Origin of the sequence: Microbacterium hibisci, from assembly GCF_015278255.1 — a bacterium.
GTDB lineage: Bacteria > Actinomycetota > Actinomycetes > Actinomycetales > Microbacteriaceae > Microbacterium > Microbacterium hibisci.
Map to the genome: position 1 here is coordinate 1 of NZ_JADIJC010000012.1, position 15,781 is coordinate 15,781.

The window sequence follows — 15,781 nt, forward strand, 5'->3', positions numbered from 1 at the left end:
TCTCGCCATACGACGCCTTGAAATCAGCCATGATCCATCCCTTCGAAACCAGCGGACCCGATCAGGTCCTCCCGCAGGCTAGCGCCACCCGCCACGCCCCCACGATGGGGACCATTCCCCATATGGAAAACTGGCACACCGGAGGACGAAGATGACCGACTACGAGACGATCCTCGTCGAGACGCGCGGACGCGTCGGATGGATCACCCTGAACCGCCCGGAGGCGCTCAACGCGCTGAACACGCAGGTCTGCCGCGATGTCGTGGCCGCGGCATCGGCCTTCGACGCCGATGAGGCGATCGGCGCGATCGTCGTGACCGGCTCGGAGCGCGCCTTCGCCGCGGGCGCCGACATCAAAGAGATGGAGTCCAAGTCGGGGCTCGAGATGCTCATGGGCGACCACTTCGGCGGCTGGGCGCAGTTCGCCGCGGTGCGCACGCCGGTGATCGCCGCGGTCGCGGGCTACGCCCTCGGCGGCGGATGCGAGCTCGCGATGATGTGCGACATCATCCTCGCCGCCGACACCGCGAAATTCGGGCAGCCCGAGATCAACCTCGGCGTGATCCCCGGTATGGGCGGCTCGCAGCGGCTCATCCGCGCGGTCGGCTACTACAAGGCCGCCGAGCTGATCCTCACGGGACGGATGATGGATGCCGCCGAAGCCGAGCGCTCCGGACTCGCCTCGCGCGTCGTGCCCGCGGCCGACCTGCTGACCGAGGCGCAGAAGACCGCCGAGACGATCGCGTCGAAGAGCCTGCCGTCGCTGTACGCGGCGAAGGCCGTGCTCGACGCTGCGCAGGAGACCTCGCTCGCCGAGGGTCTGCGGCTCGAGCGCCACGTGTTCGCGAGCCTCTTCGACACCGACGACCAGAAGGAGGGCATGGCCGCCTTCCGCGAGAAGCGCGCCCCCGAGTTCCGCGGCCGCTGACCGTCCCCGGCCGTTGAGCGGAGCGAGGAGCGAGCGAGCGAGACGAAACGCCCCGAACCCGGCGCGTTCCGCTCAGCGAACGGGGTCAGAGGGGGTCGGGCTGCGGGCGCGGCTCGGTGAAGTCGCCGGCGTCCTTGCGGAAGCGCGCGATGATGCGCACGAGCTCGGTCGTGTCGGCGCCGGTCAGGCCGGGATCCTCGAACACCTCCGTGTTCAACGCCGTCGTCGCCCGCTCCACCAGCTCGCGGCCGGAGTCGGTGAGCACGAGCATCGCCGCCCTGCCGTCGGCCGGATGCGGCTCGCGCGACACCAGACCGTCGCGGGCGAGGCGGTCGACGGTGTTCGTGACGCTGGTCGGATGCACCTGCAGGCGGGCGATGGCACTGGCCATAGGCATCCGTCCCTCCCGCGTGAATCCGAGCAGGCGCAGCATCTCGTACCGTGCGAACGAGAGGCCGAAGGGCTTCAGGGCCGTGTCGATGCGCGCGAACATCAGCTGCTGCGCGCGGATGATCGACGTGACGGCGGTCATTCCGGCGGCGGCCGGTTCCCAGCCATGGGCGATCCACTGACGCTTGGCTTCGGCGATCGGGTCGACCGGAAGACGCTTGGGTGCTGCCATGACGACCTCCTCGTCCCACCGTACCGGTCCGCGGGTGGAGAGACGGACGACGGATGCCGCAAAACGGCGTTTATGTATACACACGGGCCGTCAACGGTCGGTCATCGTCGGTTCATGTCGCTGGATTGGGTACATTGCGCCGCGCGCCCTAGACTCGTGCCCAGCGTGAGGAGATCGTCATGAAGATCGTCGTCCTGGTCAAGGAAGTCCCGGATACCTACGGGGATCGCAAGCTGTCGCTCGAGACCGGCCTGGCTGATCGCGGTGCGAGCGAGACCGTGCTCGACGAGATCGGCGAGCGGGCGCTCGAGGTGGCATTGTCGTACGCCGACAAGACGCCCGGCACCGAGGTGGTGGTGCTGTCGATGGCTCCCGAGTCGGCGTCCGCGACGGTGCGCAAGGGACTCGCGATGGGCGCCGCGTCCGCCGTGCAGGTGATCGACGAGGGTCTGCTCGGCGCCGACATGGGACTCACCGCCGAGGTGCTCGCCGCGACGCTGCAGCGCACCGGGTTCGACCTCGTGATCGCGGGCAACCAATCCACCGACGGCGTCGGCGGAGTGCTGCCGGCGATGGTGGCCGAGATCCTCGACGTGCCCTCGGCCACGTACCTCAGCGCCGTCGAGATCGGCGACGGCGAGGTGTCGGGCACTCGCGCCTCGGACGGCGCGACGCTGCACGTGTCGGCACAGCTGCCGGCTGTGATCTCGATCACCGAGGCGCTGCCCGACGCGCGTTTCCCCAACTTCAAGGGCATCATGGCGGCCAAGAAGAAGCCGTTCGAGACCCTGTCGCTCGCCGAGCTCGAGATCGACCCGCACGACCCCGACGCGTCGCGGTCGATCGTGATCTCGCTCGGTGAGAAGCCGCCGCGCGAAGCCGGCGTCAAGATCGTCGACGAGGGCGACGCGGGCGAGAAGCTCGCCGAGTTCCTCCTCCAGAACCGGCTCGCGTGAGGGTGCGTGTGTGATGACTTTCAACGATGACTCGATCCTCGTCCTCCTCGACACGACCCCCTCGGGCGGGCTCGCCAAATCGGCCGCCGAGGTGCTGGGCGCCGCTGCGTCGGTCGGCACGCCGGTCGCGCTGATCGTGGGCGACGCGGCGCTGGCGACGGATGCCGCAGCCCTGGGAGCTGCCACCGTGCTGGTCGCCGCGCCCGGCGAAGGCCTGAACGTCCCGACGGTGGACGCGCTCACCGCCGCCGCCGACCAGGTGCGGCCCGACGCGATACTGGTGTCGCACTCGATCGAGGGCCGCGAGGTCGCCGGCCGGTACGCCGCGCGGACCCGCTCCGGGATCGCGGTCGACGCCGTCGGCGTCTCGCGCGACGCGGAGGGCGTGGTCGCGAACCACTCCGTCTACGGCGGGGCGTACAGCGTCGACTCCGCGGTCACGTGGGGCGCGCCCGTCATCACGATCCGCCAGGGGTCCATCGACGCCCGTGCGGAAGCCGTGGCGAGCCCGGAGGTCGAAAGCCTCGAGGTCCGCGCCTCCGGGCGCAGGGCCGCGACGATCACGTCGGTCGACGAGGCCGTGGTGTCGTCGTCGCGCCCCGAGCTGCGCGGTGCGACGAAGGTCGTCTCGGGCGGCCGCGGTCTCGGCTCGGGTGACAAGTTCGCGCTCGTCGAGCAGCTCGCCGACACGCTGGGCGCCGCGATCGGCGCCTCGCGCGCCGCCGTCGACGCCGGTTACGTGCCCTACTCGTACCAGGTCGGCCAGACCGGCGTCTCGGTGTCGCCGCAGCTGTATGTCGCGCTCGGCATCTCGGGCGCGATCCAGCACAAGGCCGGCATGCAGACCGCCAAGACGATCGTCGCGATCAACAAGGACGCCGACGCCCCGATCTTCGAGATCGCCGACTTCGGCGTCGTCGGCGACCTCTTCCAGGTCGTGCCGCAGCTGATCGCCGCGCTCGAGGCGAAGAAGGCGTAACCCGCATGGCGACGTACGGTTCAGCGGTGCGGCGCGGGCTGCCGCGCGTGCCCGGCGGCGAGCCGTGGCCGCCCGCCGGCTCCGCGCCGGTGCCCGGGTCGAACGGTGACGGGCCGGTCGTCGAATCCGCTCCGGCCGCGGCGGCCGAGGCCGCCGCCGATGCCGACCGCGCCAGTTCCCTGCGACCGCTGCAGAAATCGGAGCCGCAGTTGCAGGAAACTGCAGCAGTCGCGACCTCGGTCGCTGAGCAGGTCTCGGGCGCTGGGCAGACCGGGGGAGCGGGCAGCGGCGGCCGGGCGATCCGCCGGGGTCTGCCGCGTGTGCCGGGCGGCGAGCCATGGCCCCCGGCATCCGTCGTCCCGGCTGCCGCGCCGGCCGCACCGGAAGTGGCAGCAGTGGCCGCTTCTGGCACCGCGACGCGACCCGAAGTGACACCTTCGCCGGCGGCGCCGGCCGAGAAGGTGGCACCTGTGGCCGCCTCGGACGCCGAAACCCGGCACGAAGTGACACCTGCGCCCGCGAGCGAGGGCGCGAAGCCGCTGCGGCGCGGGCTTCCGCGCGTGGCCGGCGGCGACCCCTGGCCGCCCGCGGCCTTCGCGCCGGCTGCGACCGCGGCGGCGGTGACGGATGCCGCATCCGCGCCGGTCGCGGAAGCACCGGCGACCGCGCCGGCCGAGGTCGCGGCATCCGTCCCCTCCTCGGCAGCGCGCTCGACGACCCCCGCCCCTGCGCCGGCCGCGCCGGCCACTGCCACCGGGGTGCCGCTGTCGCAGCCGCTGCCGTTCACCCGCACCGTGTGGGCCGGCGCCGGTGCGCAGACGCGTCCGGCCGCACCCGCCGAGCCGCAGCGGATCGGCCCGTTCACGCGCCTGCAGTGGGCGGGGGCCGTGATCGTGGGCGGCGCCGGTCTACTGATCGCGGCGGGCATGGCCGTCGCGCTCGTCCGCTGGCTGCTCAGCACGCAGTGGGGCGTCGACTTCCTGGCCGCCTATCCGGGGGAGTATCACCTGCCCGAGGGGGCGCCGGTCGGCCTCCCGGCGTGGCTGGGGTGGCAGCACTTCTTCAACGTGTTCCTGATGGTGCTGATCATCCGCACCGGCCTGCAGGTGCGCACCGAGAAGCGGCCGACCGTGTTCTGGTCGCCGCGCACCAACAACCGGCGCAAGATCAGCCTCAACCTGTGGTTCCACCAGTCGCTCGACATCCTGTGGCTCGTCAACGGCGTGGTCTTCGTGGTGCTGCTGTTCGTGACCGGCCAGTGGATGCGGATCGTGCCGACGTCGTGGGAGGTGTTCCCCAACGCGGTCTCGGCAGGGCTGCAGTACGTCTCGCTGGACTGGCCGACCGAGAACGGCTGGGTGAACTACAACTCGCTGCAGCAGCTCGCGTACTTCGCGACCGTGTTCCTCGCCGCGCCGCTGGCCGCGATCACCGGCGTGCGCATGTCGGGGGTGTGGCCGAAGAACGCGGCGGGCCTCAACAAGGCGTATCCGGTCGAGTGGGCGCGGGCCGTCCACTTCCCGGTGATGCTCTACTTCGTCGTCTTCATCGCGATCCACGTCTTCCTCGTGTTCGCGACGGGTGCGCTGCGCAACCTCAACCACATGTACGCCGCGCAGGGCTCGACCGACCCGAACGCGTACGCCGACAACTGGACCGGCTTCTGGTTCTTCGTCGCGTCGCTCGCAGTGATCGCCGTCGCGTGGGTGGCCGCTCGGCCCCTCGTGCTGGCGCCGATCGCGCGCCTGTTCGGCAAGGTGTCCGGCCGCTGACCCCGCGCGGCTCGCGGTGGGCTCAGGGCTCCACCACGATGCCGGCGAGCTCGGCGAGTGCCGGCGCCATGAGCTGCAGCTGCTCGGGCGAGATCGTCGCGCCGCGGAGGCCCTCGAGCCCGACCACCTGACCGACGTCGGCGCCGCGCAGGTCGACGTCGTGCAGTCGTGCGCCGCTCGCGTTGAGCGTGCCGATGCGCGTCGATGCGAACGCGACGCGGCGGGCTGCGGCATCCATCAGGTCGATCTCGTCGATCGTGCAGTCGATGAACGCGACGTCGAGCAGTTCCGCCGCGTGCAGGTTGACGTAGCCGAGCTTGCAGCGGAGGAGACGGATGCCGCGCCACTCGGCGTCGTACACCTCGACCGATCCGAACCTGCTGTCGCGGATCTCGACATCGCGCCACCCGCCGCGTGCAGCCGAGACGGCGGGGACGTTCGCACCGGAGAAGACGGACTCGACGATCCGCGCGCCGCGCAGGGTCCACGTGTCGAGGACGAGGCCGTCGAAGCGGCAGGCTTCGACCGTGGCACCGACCTCCAGCTCCCACGCATCGCGCTCGATCGCCGTGTAGGCGACGCCGTCGAGGCGGCCGGCGTCGAGCATCGCGCCGTCACCGGGTTCGAGGGGGTCGAGCGCGGATTCGTCGAAGTCGAACAGGGGTGGCTGCGCGCCCCGGCTCTTGCGTGATCTGGCTGCTGGCATCGCGGCCACCCTAGCCCGTGCCGCCGACCCTGTGCCGCCTCTCTGGACTCGGCGTCACCGCCTCGGGTTCGGCGTCTGTACGGTTTGGGGCGCGCCGGGTGCGTTCGGAGCGCGCGGCGCACGCCCCGAACGCACGCGCCGCCCCCAAACCCGACCGGGGCCGGGAGCGAGGGAACCCCGGAGATGGGGGGATAACCCGAAGAGAAGACTCCGGATGGCTCAGGCGCGCTCGGCGCGCCGCACGCCTACCGTAAGTGGCATGACCTCTCCGGACTCTCCCTCCGTCCGCCCGGTGACCCGGCCGGCGCAGGTGGCGGGCGCCATCGCGCAGCTCGCCGCCCTCGGCGTGATCGGCGCGGCCGCGTTCTCACTGCTGTTCTCCCTGCTGGGCCTCGGCATCGGCCTGCTGTTCGTGATCGGCATCGGCCTCGTCGTCCTCTTCGCCCTCGTCTACGTGCTCTATGCGCTCGGCTGGCTCGAGACGCAGCGCGTCGACGGGCTGTATCGGTTCGGCCTCCCGCCGCTGCGTCCGCGCTCGAGCGGGCGCCCCGGCTTCGGCGGATTCCTGCGCACCGTGTGGATCCAGGCCATCGACGCGGCGACCTGGCGCGCGATCGCCAACCTCGCCATCGCGACCATCCTCGGGTGGGTCGTGGTCGCTCTCGCCGGTCTGCTGGTGTCGGGCGCCGTGCTCGCCTTCGCGCCGCTGTTCGCCGACGCGAGCGCGGTGCGCCTCGCCCGCACCGGCATCGAGGTGCCGATCTCGTGGGCCGTTCCGGTGGGCATCGTGGCGGTGCTGGTGTCGGCCGCGGGCATGATCGGGCTCGGCGTGCTGCACGGCATCCTCGCGCGGGCCATCATGGTGCCCTCGCGCGAGGCGCAGCTGGCCGAGGCCGCTCGCACCTCCAGCCGCCAGCACGCCGGCGCGGTGCGCGCGGCCGACGTCGAGCGCACGCGCATCGAGCGCGACCTCCACGACGGCGTCCAGCCGCGGCTGGTCTCGGTCGGCATGACGCTCGGCCTCGCGCAGCAGAAGATCGAAGCCGACCCCGAGGCCGCGAAAGCCCTCATCGCCGAGGCCCACACCTCGACGAAGGCGGCCATCACCGAGCTCCGGCAGCTGGCCCGCGGCATCCACACCTCCGTCCTCGACGACCGGGGTCTGGACGCGGCGCTGTCTGCGCTCGTCGCCCGCTCGGTCGTGCCCGTCCACATGGACGTGCGGCTCGACGGCCGCTGCAGCCGCGAGACCGAGGCGGCCGCCTACTTCGCCATCGCCGAGGCCCTGACCAACGCCGCCAAGCACTCGCGGGCGACCGAGGTGCGGCTCGTCGCGCGACTGCGCGAGCCCGGCGTGCTGTGGGCGCGGATCGAAGACAACGGCGTGGGCGGCGCCCGGGTGATCCCCGGCGGCGGATTGGACGGCATCGTCAACCGCGTCCTCGCCGCCGGCGGCGAGGCCCGCATCGACAGTCCCGCCGGCGGACCGACGAGCGTGGAGGTGAGCATCCCGTGCGCATCCTGATCTGCGAGGACTCCGCCCTGCTGCGCGCCGGACTGGTGCGGGTGCTCGAAGACGCCGGCCACGAGGTGGTCGCAGCCCTCCCCGATGCCGCGCACCTCGACGAGACCGTCGACCGGACCGGTGCCGACCTGTGCATCCTCGACGTGCGGCTGCCCCCGACCTGGACCGACGAGGGCATCCGGGCGGCGCTGTCGCTCCGGGCGCGGCTGCCCGAGCTCGCGGTGCTGGTGCTGTCGCAGTATGTCGAGGAGCGCTACGCCGCCGACCTCATCTCGTCCAGCGGCGGTGCGCTCGGCTACCTCCTCAAAGACCGGGTGGCCGACGTCGCCGACTTCCTCGAGGCGATCGAGCGGATCGCGACCGGAGCCACCGTCCTCGACCCCGAGGTCGTCGCACAGCTGCTCAGCAGGCGCACGCGCGACGACCGCATGCAACGGCTCACCGAACGCGAGGCATCCGTTCTCGCCCTCATCGCGGAGGGTCGGTCCAACCAGGCGATCGCGAAGACCCTCCACGTGACCGAGGGCAGCGTCGAGAAGCACATCACGGCGGTCTTCCAGAAGCTGGGCCTCGAACCCGACGAGTCGGGCAACCGCCGCGTCCTGGCGGCCCTCGCCCACCTCGAGCACGGCGCACCCGCACCGCCGGCTCCTCCGACTCCTCCCACTCCGAGCGGCCGCGGGCCGCAGACAGGAACGAACCGATGAGCACGACCTTGACTCCTCCTCCGGCCGCCCCCGATCGCGTCGCCGAGGCGCCGCGTCCGCCGGCCGGCGGATCGCGGGCCGTGGCGATCGTGGTGATCGTGCTGGGTGGCCTGGTGCTGCTGGGCACGATGATCTCGGCCGCCGTCGGCACCGTCGCCTCGGCGTCGGTCCACACCACCACCCGCACGCTCGACGCCGCGGGCGTCGACCTGCTCGCCGTCGACGCCGCGGCCGGCGTCCTCCGCGTCGAGTTCGGCGACGTCTCGGAGGCCGAACTCGAGGTGACCGGCTCGTGGGGCGCCGATGACTGGCGCTTCGAGCGCCGCGGCGACACCCTCGAGGTCTCGTCGCCCGACCGGTTCGGCTGGTTCGGCTGGCGGGGATGGTTCGGCGAGCGGGCGACGGATGCCGTGCTCCGTCTGCCGTCGTCGCTCGAAGGCCTCGACGCCGACGTGTCGCTCGCGGCCGGCGAGTTCGTGACGGAGGGCGACTTCGGCGTGCTGGACCTGTCGCTGGCGGCCGGATCGTTCGACGTGTCGGGCTCGGCCGAGTCGGTGGACGCGGACGTCAGCGCGGGCCGGGGCACGCTCGAGCTCGCCGACGTGGGCGAGGCCGCCCTGCAGGTGAGTGCCGGCTCGCTCGACGCGACCCTCACCGGCAGCCAGCCCGACTCGATCGAGCTCGACGTGAGCGCGGGATCGTTGCGCGTGACAGTCCCCGAGGGCGAATACGACGTGACCTCCGACGTCTCGGCCGGCGGCTTCGACAACCGCATCGGCTCGACGCCGGGCGCCTCGAGCACGGTCCAGGTGCAGGTGTCGGCGGGGGAGGCCGTGCTCTCCGCCGGCCGCTGACCCGCCCGGCAGCCTAGCTGCTGGACGAGAAGGCCTCGTCGCCGGCCGCGCGTCCCTGCGCGAGGCCGGCGGCGAGGCCTTCGGCGTATGCCTCGTCGGCGCCCAGGCGGAACATGTCCCGCTCCAGCGGACGCACGATGGACCGCGCGCCCGGCAGGTCGAGGTCGCCGACCAGGTCGGCGCGTCCGCGTACCACCGCGACCGGGCGCCGTGAGGCCTTGCCCTTCACGAGGTCGGCGGCGGCGGCGAGTTCGTCGGCGACGCACGGCATCGTGACGACGAGGGGGCGGCCCTCGGCATCCGTCCCTCCGCGCAGGTCCTCGAAGACGTGCACGCCGCCGGCGCCGATGGCGTGGTCGGTCTGGCCCTCGCGCCAGGCGCGGCCCAGGGTGTCCGACACGATGACGCCGACCTTCACGCCGAGGCGCTCGCGCAGCCCCGCGGCGATCGTGCGGGCCGACGCGTCGGGGTCGATCGGAAGCAGCAGCACCGTGCCGTCGGGGGTGTTCGAGGTGTCGACGCCCGCTGCCGCCGACACCATGCCGAGGCGGTTCTCGACGATCCGGGTCGTGAATCCGTTCGGGCCCGTGCGTGAGGCGACGATGCGCACGGTCTCCGCGGTGATGGCGTCCTCGCGGTCGTCGGCGATGACGAACCGGTCCTCGGCCTTCGACACGATCTTCGAGGTCACGACGAGGATGTCGCCGTCCGCCAGCTCGCCGTCCGCGACGGCGGCGATGATGTCGACGAGGTCGGCGCCCGCCTCGATCTCGGGGATGCCCTCGAGGGGCCAGACGGTGAGCGCGGTGCGAGACGGCATGGGTCCAGTCTTCCCGATCCGGGCGGGGCTGCGCGTCGCCCGACGGGCGTTCGGAACGCCGAGAGGGCGTGCCCGGTGAACCGGACACGCCCTCTCGCGACGCGGGCCGTCAGCGCACGAAGCGGACCTCGGTGAGCGTCTCGCCGAGGAACGGCTCGGTGTGCGTGGCGCCGTCGAGCGCGAAGCCGTTGCGCGTGTAGAAGCGGTGCGCGCGGGGGTTGTCGTCGGCGACCCAGAGGTACAGACCCTCAGCCGGCTCGACGACGCTGTCGAAGAGCTTCTGGCCGATGCCGGTGCCGTGGTGGGCGTCGAGCAGATAGATGAAGTACAGCTCCCGGAAACGCGGGGCGTCCTTGTCGCGAGCGGGACCGGAGCCGGCGAACCCGACGATCTCGCCGTTCACCAGCGCGGCGAACATCTTGAACTCGGGACCCTGGACGGCCCAGTGCGTCCAGAGCTCTGCGAGCCGCTTGGGCGAGACGGCCTCGAGGGCGGCCTTGCTGATGAGGTGGTCGTACGTCTCGTGCCAGGCGGTCGCGTGGACGCGCCCGAGGGCCTCGGCGTCGACGTCGCGCACCGGACGGACGACGATGTCGGTCTGGGTTTCGGCTTCCATGGGCCAGACTCTACGCGGGTGCGGCCGAGACCCGAAATCGGGCGAACGGGCGGTGAACAGGGGTTGACAAGCGCGGGCGCCGCCGCGTGTCGGGCGCCTCGTGCGCGGGTCGAGAGCCGGACGGGCGGATGCCGGCAGCCCGTCTTGTGCACCGCGCACCGGGTGGAGCGAGCGCTCGTGTCGGGAATCGACAACCGAATCGGTGCGCGCGTGGTCGATCGCTACCATCGCACTTCGTGAACGTGATGTGGCGAACCTTGATCGTGATGCTGACCGCGCGGCGGCGCCTCCGGCGCGCCGGACGGCTCGCCCCGACGGGCATCAGCCGCATCCGGCTGACCACCCTGCCGACCGACATCGACCTGCTGCGCCACATGAACAACGGGCGCTATCTGTCGCTGTTCGACCTCGGCCGGTGGGACCTGCTGGTGCGCACGGGACTCTGGGACGTCATGAGGACGCGCGGCTGGTACGCGGTCGTGTCGAGCGAGACCGTGACGTTCCGCAAGTCGCTCAACCTCTGGCAGAAGTTCGACGTCGAGTCGCGCATGATCGGCCACGACGACAAGGCCGTGTACCTCGAGCATCGCGCGGTGGTGGGCGGCGAGGTCTACGCGCGCGCCATCATCCGCGCCCGCATGATGAAGCGGTCCGGCGGCACTCTCTCGCACGAGGAGCTGCTCGCCGCGGTGGGACGGCCGGAAGGGATCCGTGAAGTGGATGCGTGGGTCCACGACTGGGCTGCGGCATCAGCTCTTCCGCCCACGCGCGCCGAGGCGCCCAGCGTCTGGAACTGAGTCAGCGCAGGATCGCGGTCGCGATGAGCGAGATCGCCGCGACCATGCCGACGTTGACCGTCGTGAGCAGCAGTGTCCAGAAGCGGCCGGGCTGCACGGTCGCGAGGTGGTGGTGGTCGACGGCGTCGAGCGCCGCTCCGAGGGACCGGTACGTCCCCAGGTTTCGGCCGCCGCGAGTGGCGGTGAATCCGTCCGCGTCGCGGCGGACCTCGCCCAGGGAGCGGCCGTTGCGGTCCGCGGCCCACGAACCGCGGGACGGCTTGGTCCAGTGGACACCCCAGTCCGCTGCGATGTCGTCGACGTGCTGTGTCATGCGTAGACGTTAGGCAGGCGACGCGGGCCGATGTCGGCCCTTGACACATCCGAGGGTCGCGACTAAGAGGCGCCGGTGGGCGGGTCGGGTTCGGGGACGAGCGTGAGACCGCCGGGCGAGTTGGCCGACTTGGTCAGCGCGTCGACCCATCCGGGGTTCAGCCGCGGCTGCCGCCCGCCGAAGTACTCGAACGTGAGCGAGACGCTCGGGCTCAGCCAGATCGACGTGCGGCCCAGGCCGCTGCGCATGGGGTCGGTCCATGTGAAGGGGAACGATTCGCCCCGGCGCAGCTTCGCCCAGATGACCGCCTGAAGGTGCGCGAGGATGCGATCGTCGAACGATGCAGTGACTCGGGAGTCGTAGGTGAGCGTGCCCATCGCCTCTACAGTAGTCCGCCTCTCCGCGGTCGTCGTGGCCCGGTGGAAAACCTGCTCGCCGGGAATGCGCGGGCGCATTATACGCATTCGGCGCGATCTTGTCCGGTGTTGCGTACACTTCGCGCAGTCCCCGAATGTTGGAGCATGGTCAGCTCGCCCCAGCTCACTCGGGATCTGCGCGCGGCTCTCTCCGCAGGTGAGTTGTCGATCGCTTTTCAGCCCCAATTCGACTTGACGGCCCCGTTGTCGCAGGCAACCGTGTCGGCGCCGGTCTCGGTCGAAGCGCTCTGCCGCTGGAGGCATGCCGAGGAGGGGCAGGTCTCGCCGGAACGGTTCATCCGGCTCGCGGAGGACGGCGAGTTCCTCGATGAGCTCGACGCCCACGTCTTCGATCGGGCCGCCGCCCAGGTCGCGCTGTGGCGCAGCTCCGGTCACGAGGTCGGTCTGGCGGTCAACGCGTCGCCCGCGCACTTCTCCAGCCGGTATGCGGATGCCGTGGTCGCGAGACTCGACACGCTCGGGCTGGAGCCGTCCGTCCTGACGATCGAGATCACCGAGGCGCCGTCGCCGCAGCTGCGGCCGCCCATGCTGTCGGCGATCGAGTCGCTGCACTCGGTGGGCGTCGCGATCTCGGTCGACGATTTCGCCGCGGGCGACACCACCGTCGCGATGCTCGAGGTGCTGCCGATCGACGAGGTGAAGATCGACAGGTCGCTCACCCAGCGCTCGGACGCGGCCGCGGACGACGCCGTCGCCGCTGTGGTCGAGAGCAGCAACGATCACGGCTGGCGGGTGGTCGCCGAGGGCATCGAGACCCTGGCCGACCTGGAGCGGTCACGGGGCCGCGGCTGTCACCGGGGCCAGGGCTACCTGTGGGGCCTGCCGCTGCCCGTCGCCGAGATGGACGAACTGCTCACGCGGGCGTGACGGCGCCGGCACGCGGTGTGATGCCGCGCGGAGCACGGGGTGACACCGCGCCGTAGTGCGCCTCGAAGAGGGGCGCGGGCGCCAGAGACTCCGGCGTCAGAGCTCGTAATCGGCGACGTCGTCGAGCGGGGGCTCGTCGGCCGGAGGGTTGGAGTCGCCCACCTCGAACTGCGACCACGTCACGGGCATGCCCGGCGAGAACAGGATGTCGACGCCGGGGCCGCCGCGCAGCGGCGGGACGTTCACATAGCCGCCCCCGGCCTTGATCGCCTCGAGGATCTTGCCCTTGAGCTCGGTCACGGGGTCGGGGAGGAAGTAGTCGCGTCCGTCGACGGTGAGTCGGTTCACGATCGCCATGGCCCCACACTACCCCGCGCGAACCGACCCGTAGGATCGATGCGTGGGCACACTTCACTACGGGTCGCCTCCGGCCTCCTTCAAGATCGATGACCGCACGCTCGCGCACGTCGAGCTCGTCATCATGGCCAAGCTCCGGCGTCGCGAGAACCTGTCGTTCGCCCTCGTGGACGAGAAGACGTCGCTGCGCCAGGCGGTGTGGATCTCACCCGTCACCACGCTGCGCTTCGAGTACGACGCGCCGATGCCCGAGATCAACCGGCTGTGGCTGCAGGAGCTCGTCGACACCGCGAACTCGTCGAGCGGGCTCCGCATCGTCCCGGAGCCCGAGCTCCCCTCGCGCTGAGCCGCGGCCGCTTCTCACGCTCAGACGCGGCCGCTTCTCACGCTGAGACGCGGCCGCCGCCCTCGCGCTTCGCGCGATACATCGCCGCGTCGGCGGCGTCCAGCAGTTGGGCGGGCGACATGCCGCGCTCGGCGGCGACCACCCCGGCGGAGCCGTTCACCGTGATCTCGACGTCGCGCACCACGATCGGGTCGGTGATGGCCCCCAGCGCGCGAGAAGCGATGGCGGCTGCCTCGGCCGGTCCCGCGCCGACGCACACGATGACGAACTCGTCGCCGCCGAGGCGCACGACCACGTCGGACGTCCGCGCCACGCCGCTGAGCCTCTTGCCGATCGCCGCCAGCACGGCGTCGCCCATCTCGTGGCCGTGGGTGTCGTTGACCAGCTTGAAGCCGTCGAGATCGAGGAACACCAGGGAGACCGGCTTCTCCGAGCTGCGGAGCAGGTCGTCGAGTCGATCGTCGAGGAACCGGCGGTTGTGGAGACCCGTCAGGGCGTCGCGCAGCGCGAGCTCGGCGAGCTCGGCCTGGGCGCGCGCCACCATGGCTGCCCGGATCTCCTCGCCGAGATCGAAGGCGTCCTGAGCGTGCTCACCCCACGGGAAGCTCCGCCCGGTGACGCTCTCGCGCCACGCGGAGAACGACCGCCGCGGCGACAGCGGGGAGTCGCGGTTCTCGGGGCGCTGGTCGCCCAGCCAGTCGATGGCACGCGTGACCTCGCCACGCACGAAGACGAGCATGTCGCCGTCGCCGCCCAGCGGCACGACGAGGAGTCCGGTCACGCCGGGGACCTCGACCGCGAGTTCGGGCCGATCCAGCGGGAGCGCCTCCCAGAGGAGGCGTCCGGCGCCGAGCTCCTCGACCACCGCGAAGAGCCTGTCGGCAGGCGGCACCACGCCCACGGTGTGGATGGCGTCACCGAGACGCAGCAGCGCTCCGTCGGCGGGGACGACGTCGAGGACCGTGCGCTCTCCCGACAGCAGAACGGTCCCGACGTCGGCGCGACCGTAGAGGGGGGCGATGATCGAGATCCGCCGCTCGCGGGCCTCCAGCTGGCGGCGCAGCTTGCGGATCTGGTCGGCAGCGGCGAGCTGGCTGGCTACCTGGGAGGCCATGACCTCGATCGCGCGCCGCAGCAGCACGGGGACGCGCCGGGGGGTCCGGTGCGCGCAGGTGAACATGCCCACGAGGCGGTCGTCGATGATGAGGCCGAACGACACGGTGGACGCCTGGCCCATATTGCGCATGAACGCGAGGTGGTGCGGCGACACGGCGCGCAGTTCGGTCACGCCGAGATCCACCGGCGCCGCCTCGGGCAGCAGCGTGTGGATCGCGAGCCCCTGATCTTCGGTGGAGGCGATCACGCGCGACCGCTTCTCGATGTAGAGCGCCCGTGCCTGCGCCGGGATGTCGGAGGCCGGGAAGTGGAGTCCGAAGTACGACTCCATGTCGGGCTCGCGCTCGTCGGCGACGACCTGACCGTGCCCGTCGTCGTGGAAGTGGTAGCACATCACCCGGTCGAAGCCGGTGACGGCCTTGATCTCACGAGCCGCACGCTGACGCAGCTCGTCGGGATCGGTGATCCCCGCCAGGCGCTGGATCGCGCCGACGACGCCCGTGCGGACGTAGTCGAGCTCCGGGATGACCGGCTCGAGCTCCAGGAGGAGCGGAGAGGTCTCCCGGTGAGGGATGACGTCGTACGTCCGGCCCTCGAACTCGGCGCGGACCGGGTCGATCGCGACACCGTGGTCGATCGCCCACGTCAGGACTTCGCTCCCCGCTTCCCTCAGGTCGCGGCCGAGCCAGTGCTCGCCGTTCTCGCTGGCGACGACGACGGCGCCGGTCACCTCATCGAGTCCGAAGAGGATTCCGTGCGACTGGATGCGACCGATGGTCCGGATGGGCTCGGTGGCGCATTCCTGGAGTCGCAGGAGTTCGGCGTCGTCGCGTGAGCGATCTCCGTCGAAAGTCAGAGCGGGTACGTCAGACAACGCTGCCCTTCAAGATGGCGGGGGACAGGGGATACTGCGTCGGCGAGGCTTACATCATAAGCGGGGCGCCCCTGAGAACCGCAGGATCCCTCCACAGGCGCCGAGCCGCGCAGTAGTAGCGCACCCGCGACGGCCGCGCAATGGGTTGTGCCGGGCACTCGCGGCGCGGTTCTCTGACGGTGGTGGCGC

At 71.4% G+C, this 15,781-nt stretch carries 18 protein-coding genes; 10 read left to right on the forward strand and 8 right to left on the reverse strand.

The features are described 5' to 3' along the window. Positions 1–151 precede the first annotated feature (151 nt). Positions 152–928, forward strand: a complete 777-nt coding sequence (locus IM770_RS17155) for an enoyl-CoA hydratase (RefSeq protein WP_203582365.1) — start codon at positions 152–154, stop codon at positions 926–928. 85 nt (positions 929–1,013) lie between these two features. Here IM770_RS17155 and IM770_RS17160 read toward each other — a convergent pair whose 3' ends face one another. Further along, positions 1,014–1,550, reverse strand: coding sequence for a MarR family winged helix-turn-helix transcriptional regulator (locus tag IM770_RS17160; RefSeq protein WP_203582366.1), 537 nt, complete (start codon positions 1,548–1,550; stop codon positions 1,014–1,016). Positions 1,551–1,729: 179 nt separating this feature from the next. Between IM770_RS17160 and IM770_RS17165 the strand changes: the two genes are divergently transcribed. The 3 genes from IM770_RS17165 to IM770_RS17175 all read left to right on the forward strand — a co-directional run bounded on the left by IM770_RS17165 (position 1,730) and on the right by IM770_RS17175 (position 5,257). Beyond that, positions 1,730–2,506, forward strand: coding sequence for an electron transfer flavoprotein subunit beta/FixA family protein (locus IM770_RS17165; protein ID WP_203582367.1), 777 nt, complete (start codon positions 1,730–1,732; stop codon positions 2,504–2,506). Positions 2,507–2,519: 13 nt separating this feature from the next. After that, positions 2,520–3,485 (forward strand): electron transfer flavoprotein subunit alpha/FixB family protein, encoded by a 966-nt coding sequence (locus tag IM770_RS17170; protein WP_203582368.1) that lies wholly within the window; start codon positions 2,520–2,522, stop codon positions 3,483–3,485. A 470-nt stretch (positions 3,486–3,955) separates the two neighbouring features. Continuing rightward, entirely contained in the window at positions 3,956–5,257 is a 1,302-nt protein-coding gene (locus tag IM770_RS17175) for a cytochrome b/b6 domain-containing protein (protein ID WP_307785496.1), read from the forward strand. A gap of 22 nt (positions 5,258–5,279) precedes the next feature. On the opposite strand, the gene IM770_RS17180 is transcribed toward IM770_RS17175, so the two are convergent. Beyond that, positions 5,280–5,963 (reverse strand): pentapeptide repeat-containing protein, encoded by a 684-nt coding sequence (locus IM770_RS17180; protein WP_203582370.1) that lies wholly within the window; start codon positions 5,961–5,963, stop codon positions 5,280–5,282. Positions 5,964–6,222: 259 nt separating this feature from the next. Here IM770_RS17180 and IM770_RS17185 point away from each other — a divergent pair, with 259 nt between their 5' ends. The 3 genes from IM770_RS17185 to IM770_RS17195 are packed head-to-tail and all read left to right on the forward strand — an operon-like array spanning position 6,223 to position 9,049. Beyond that, a complete protein-coding gene (locus tag IM770_RS17185) occupies positions 6,223–7,488 on the forward strand; it encodes a sensor histidine kinase (RefSeq protein WP_203582371.1) in 1,266 nt (421 codons plus the stop codon). Then, positions 7,476–8,195: a response regulator gene (locus IM770_RS17190; RefSeq protein ID WP_203582372.1), complete on the forward strand. Its 720-nt coding sequence runs from the start codon at positions 7,476–7,478 to the stop codon at positions 8,193–8,195. The genes IM770_RS17185 and IM770_RS17190 overlap by 13 nt, the downstream gene beginning before the upstream one ends. Beyond that, entirely contained in the window at positions 8,192–9,049 is an 858-nt protein-coding gene (locus IM770_RS17195; protein ID WP_203582373.1) for a DUF4097 family beta strand repeat-containing protein, read from the forward strand. The genes IM770_RS17190 and IM770_RS17195 overlap by 4 nt, the downstream gene beginning before the upstream one ends. 13 nt (positions 9,050–9,062) lie before the next feature. Here the strand turns inward: IM770_RS17195 and cofE are convergent, their stop codons facing one another. Together cofE and IM770_RS17205 are read right to left on the reverse strand one after the other, a co-directional pair. Beyond that, the gene (gene cofE, locus IM770_RS17200) at positions 9,063–9,869 is read right to left on the reverse strand and encodes a coenzyme F420-0:L-glutamate ligase (RefSeq protein WP_203582374.1); all 807 of its coding nucleotides are present in this window, start codon (positions 9,867–9,869) and stop codon (positions 9,063–9,065) included. A gap of 109 nt (positions 9,870–9,978) precedes the next feature. Next, the gene (locus tag IM770_RS17205; protein ID WP_203582375.1) at positions 9,979–10,485 is read right to left on the reverse strand and encodes a GNAT family N-acetyltransferase; all 507 of its coding nucleotides are present in this window, start codon (positions 10,483–10,485) and stop codon (positions 9,979–9,981) included. Positions 10,486–10,721: 236 nt separating this feature from the next. Between IM770_RS17205 and IM770_RS17210 the strand changes: the two genes are divergently transcribed. Further along, complete coding sequence (locus IM770_RS17210; RefSeq protein WP_203582376.1) at positions 10,722–11,282, forward strand: thioesterase family protein; 561 nt, start codon at positions 10,722–10,724, stop codon at positions 11,280–11,282. A gap of 1 nt (position 11,283) precedes the next feature. On the opposite strand, the gene IM770_RS17215 is transcribed toward IM770_RS17210, so the two are convergent. Next, a complete protein-coding gene (locus IM770_RS17215; protein WP_203582377.1) occupies positions 11,284–11,595 on the reverse strand; it encodes a hypothetical protein in 312 nt (103 codons plus the stop codon). A gap of 62 nt (positions 11,596–11,657) precedes the next feature. Then, positions 11,658–11,972 carry a DUF7882 family protein gene (locus tag IM770_RS17220; protein WP_203582378.1) on the reverse strand — a complete coding sequence of 105 codons (315 nt, stop codon included), beginning with the start codon at positions 11,970–11,972 and terminating at the stop codon, positions 11,658–11,660. A gap of 144 nt (positions 11,973–12,116) precedes the next feature. On the opposite strand from IM770_RS17220, the gene IM770_RS17225 reads away from it, so the two are divergent. Next, a complete protein-coding gene (locus tag IM770_RS17225; protein ID WP_203582379.1) occupies positions 12,117–12,899 on the forward strand; it encodes an EAL domain-containing protein in 783 nt (260 codons plus the stop codon). Positions 12,900–12,995: 96 nt separating this feature from the next. Here the strand turns inward: IM770_RS17225 and IM770_RS17230 are convergent, their stop codons facing one another. Beyond that, the gene (locus IM770_RS17230) at positions 12,996–13,256 is read right to left on the reverse strand and encodes a hypothetical protein (RefSeq protein WP_203582380.1); all 261 of its coding nucleotides are present in this window, start codon (positions 13,254–13,256) and stop codon (positions 12,996–12,998) included. A 43-nt stretch (positions 13,257–13,299) separates the two neighbouring features. Here IM770_RS17230 and IM770_RS17235 point away from each other — a divergent pair, with 43 nt between their 5' ends. Beyond that, the gene (locus IM770_RS17235) at positions 13,300–13,602 is read left to right on the forward strand and encodes a DUF7882 family protein (RefSeq protein WP_203582381.1); all 303 of its coding nucleotides are present in this window, start codon (positions 13,300–13,302) and stop codon (positions 13,600–13,602) included. 37 nt (positions 13,603–13,639) lie between these two features. On the opposite strand, the gene IM770_RS17240 is transcribed toward IM770_RS17235, so the two are convergent. After that, positions 13,640–15,592: a diguanylate cyclase domain-containing protein gene (locus tag IM770_RS17240; protein ID WP_203582382.1), complete on the reverse strand. Its 1,953-nt coding sequence runs from the start codon at positions 15,590–15,592 to the stop codon at positions 13,640–13,642. Positions 15,593–15,781 lie beyond the last annotated feature (189 nt).

What these genes read in the sequence shown, in the direction of transcription:
- IM770_RS17185 (WP_203582371.1), top strand. Translation starts at nt 6,223, where the DNA reads ATGACCTCTCCGGACTCTCCCTCCGTCCGCCCGGTGACCCGGCCGGCG.
- IM770_RS17180 (WP_203582370.1), bottom strand. Translation starts at nt 5,963, where the DNA reads ATGCCAGCAGCCAGATCACGCAAGAGCCGGGGCGCGCAGCCACCCCTG.
- IM770_RS17170 (WP_203582368.1), top strand. Translation starts at nt 2,520, where the DNA reads ATGACTTTCAACGATGACTCGATCCTCGTCCTCCTCGACACGACCCCC.
- IM770_RS17165 (WP_203582367.1), top strand. Translation starts at nt 1,730, where the DNA reads ATGAAGATCGTCGTCCTGGTCAAGGAAGTCCCGGATACCTACGGGGAT.
- IM770_RS17160 (WP_203582366.1), bottom strand. Translation starts at nt 1,550, where the DNA reads ATGGCAGCACCCAAGCGTCTTCCGGTCGACCCGATCGCCGAAGCCAAG.
- cofE (WP_203582374.1), bottom strand. Translation starts at nt 9,869, where the DNA reads ATGCCGTCTCGCACCGCGCTCACCGTCTGGCCCCTCGAGGGCATCCCC.
- IM770_RS17155 (WP_203582365.1), top strand. Translation starts at nt 152, where the DNA reads ATGACCGACTACGAGACGATCCTCGTCGAGACGCGCGGACGCGTCGGA.
- IM770_RS17215 (WP_203582377.1), bottom strand. Translation starts at nt 11,595, where the DNA reads ATGACACAGCACGTCGACGACATCGCAGCGGACTGGGGTGTCCACTGG.
- IM770_RS17230 (WP_203582380.1), bottom strand. Translation starts at nt 13,256, where the DNA reads ATGGCGATCGTGAACCGACTCACCGTCGACGGACGCGACTACTTCCTC.
- IM770_RS17225 (WP_203582379.1), top strand. Translation starts at nt 12,117, where the DNA reads ATGGTCAGCTCGCCCCAGCTCACTCGGGATCTGCGCGCGGCTCTCTCC.
- IM770_RS17220 (WP_203582378.1), bottom strand. Translation starts at nt 11,972, where the DNA reads ATGGGCACGCTCACCTACGACTCCCGAGTCACTGCATCGTTCGACGAT.
- IM770_RS17195 (WP_203582373.1), top strand. Translation starts at nt 8,192, where the DNA reads ATGAGCACGACCTTGACTCCTCCTCCGGCCGCCCCCGATCGCGTCGCC.
- IM770_RS17205 (WP_203582375.1), bottom strand. Translation starts at nt 10,485, where the DNA reads ATGGAAGCCGAAACCCAGACCGACATCGTCGTCCGTCCGGTGCGCGAC.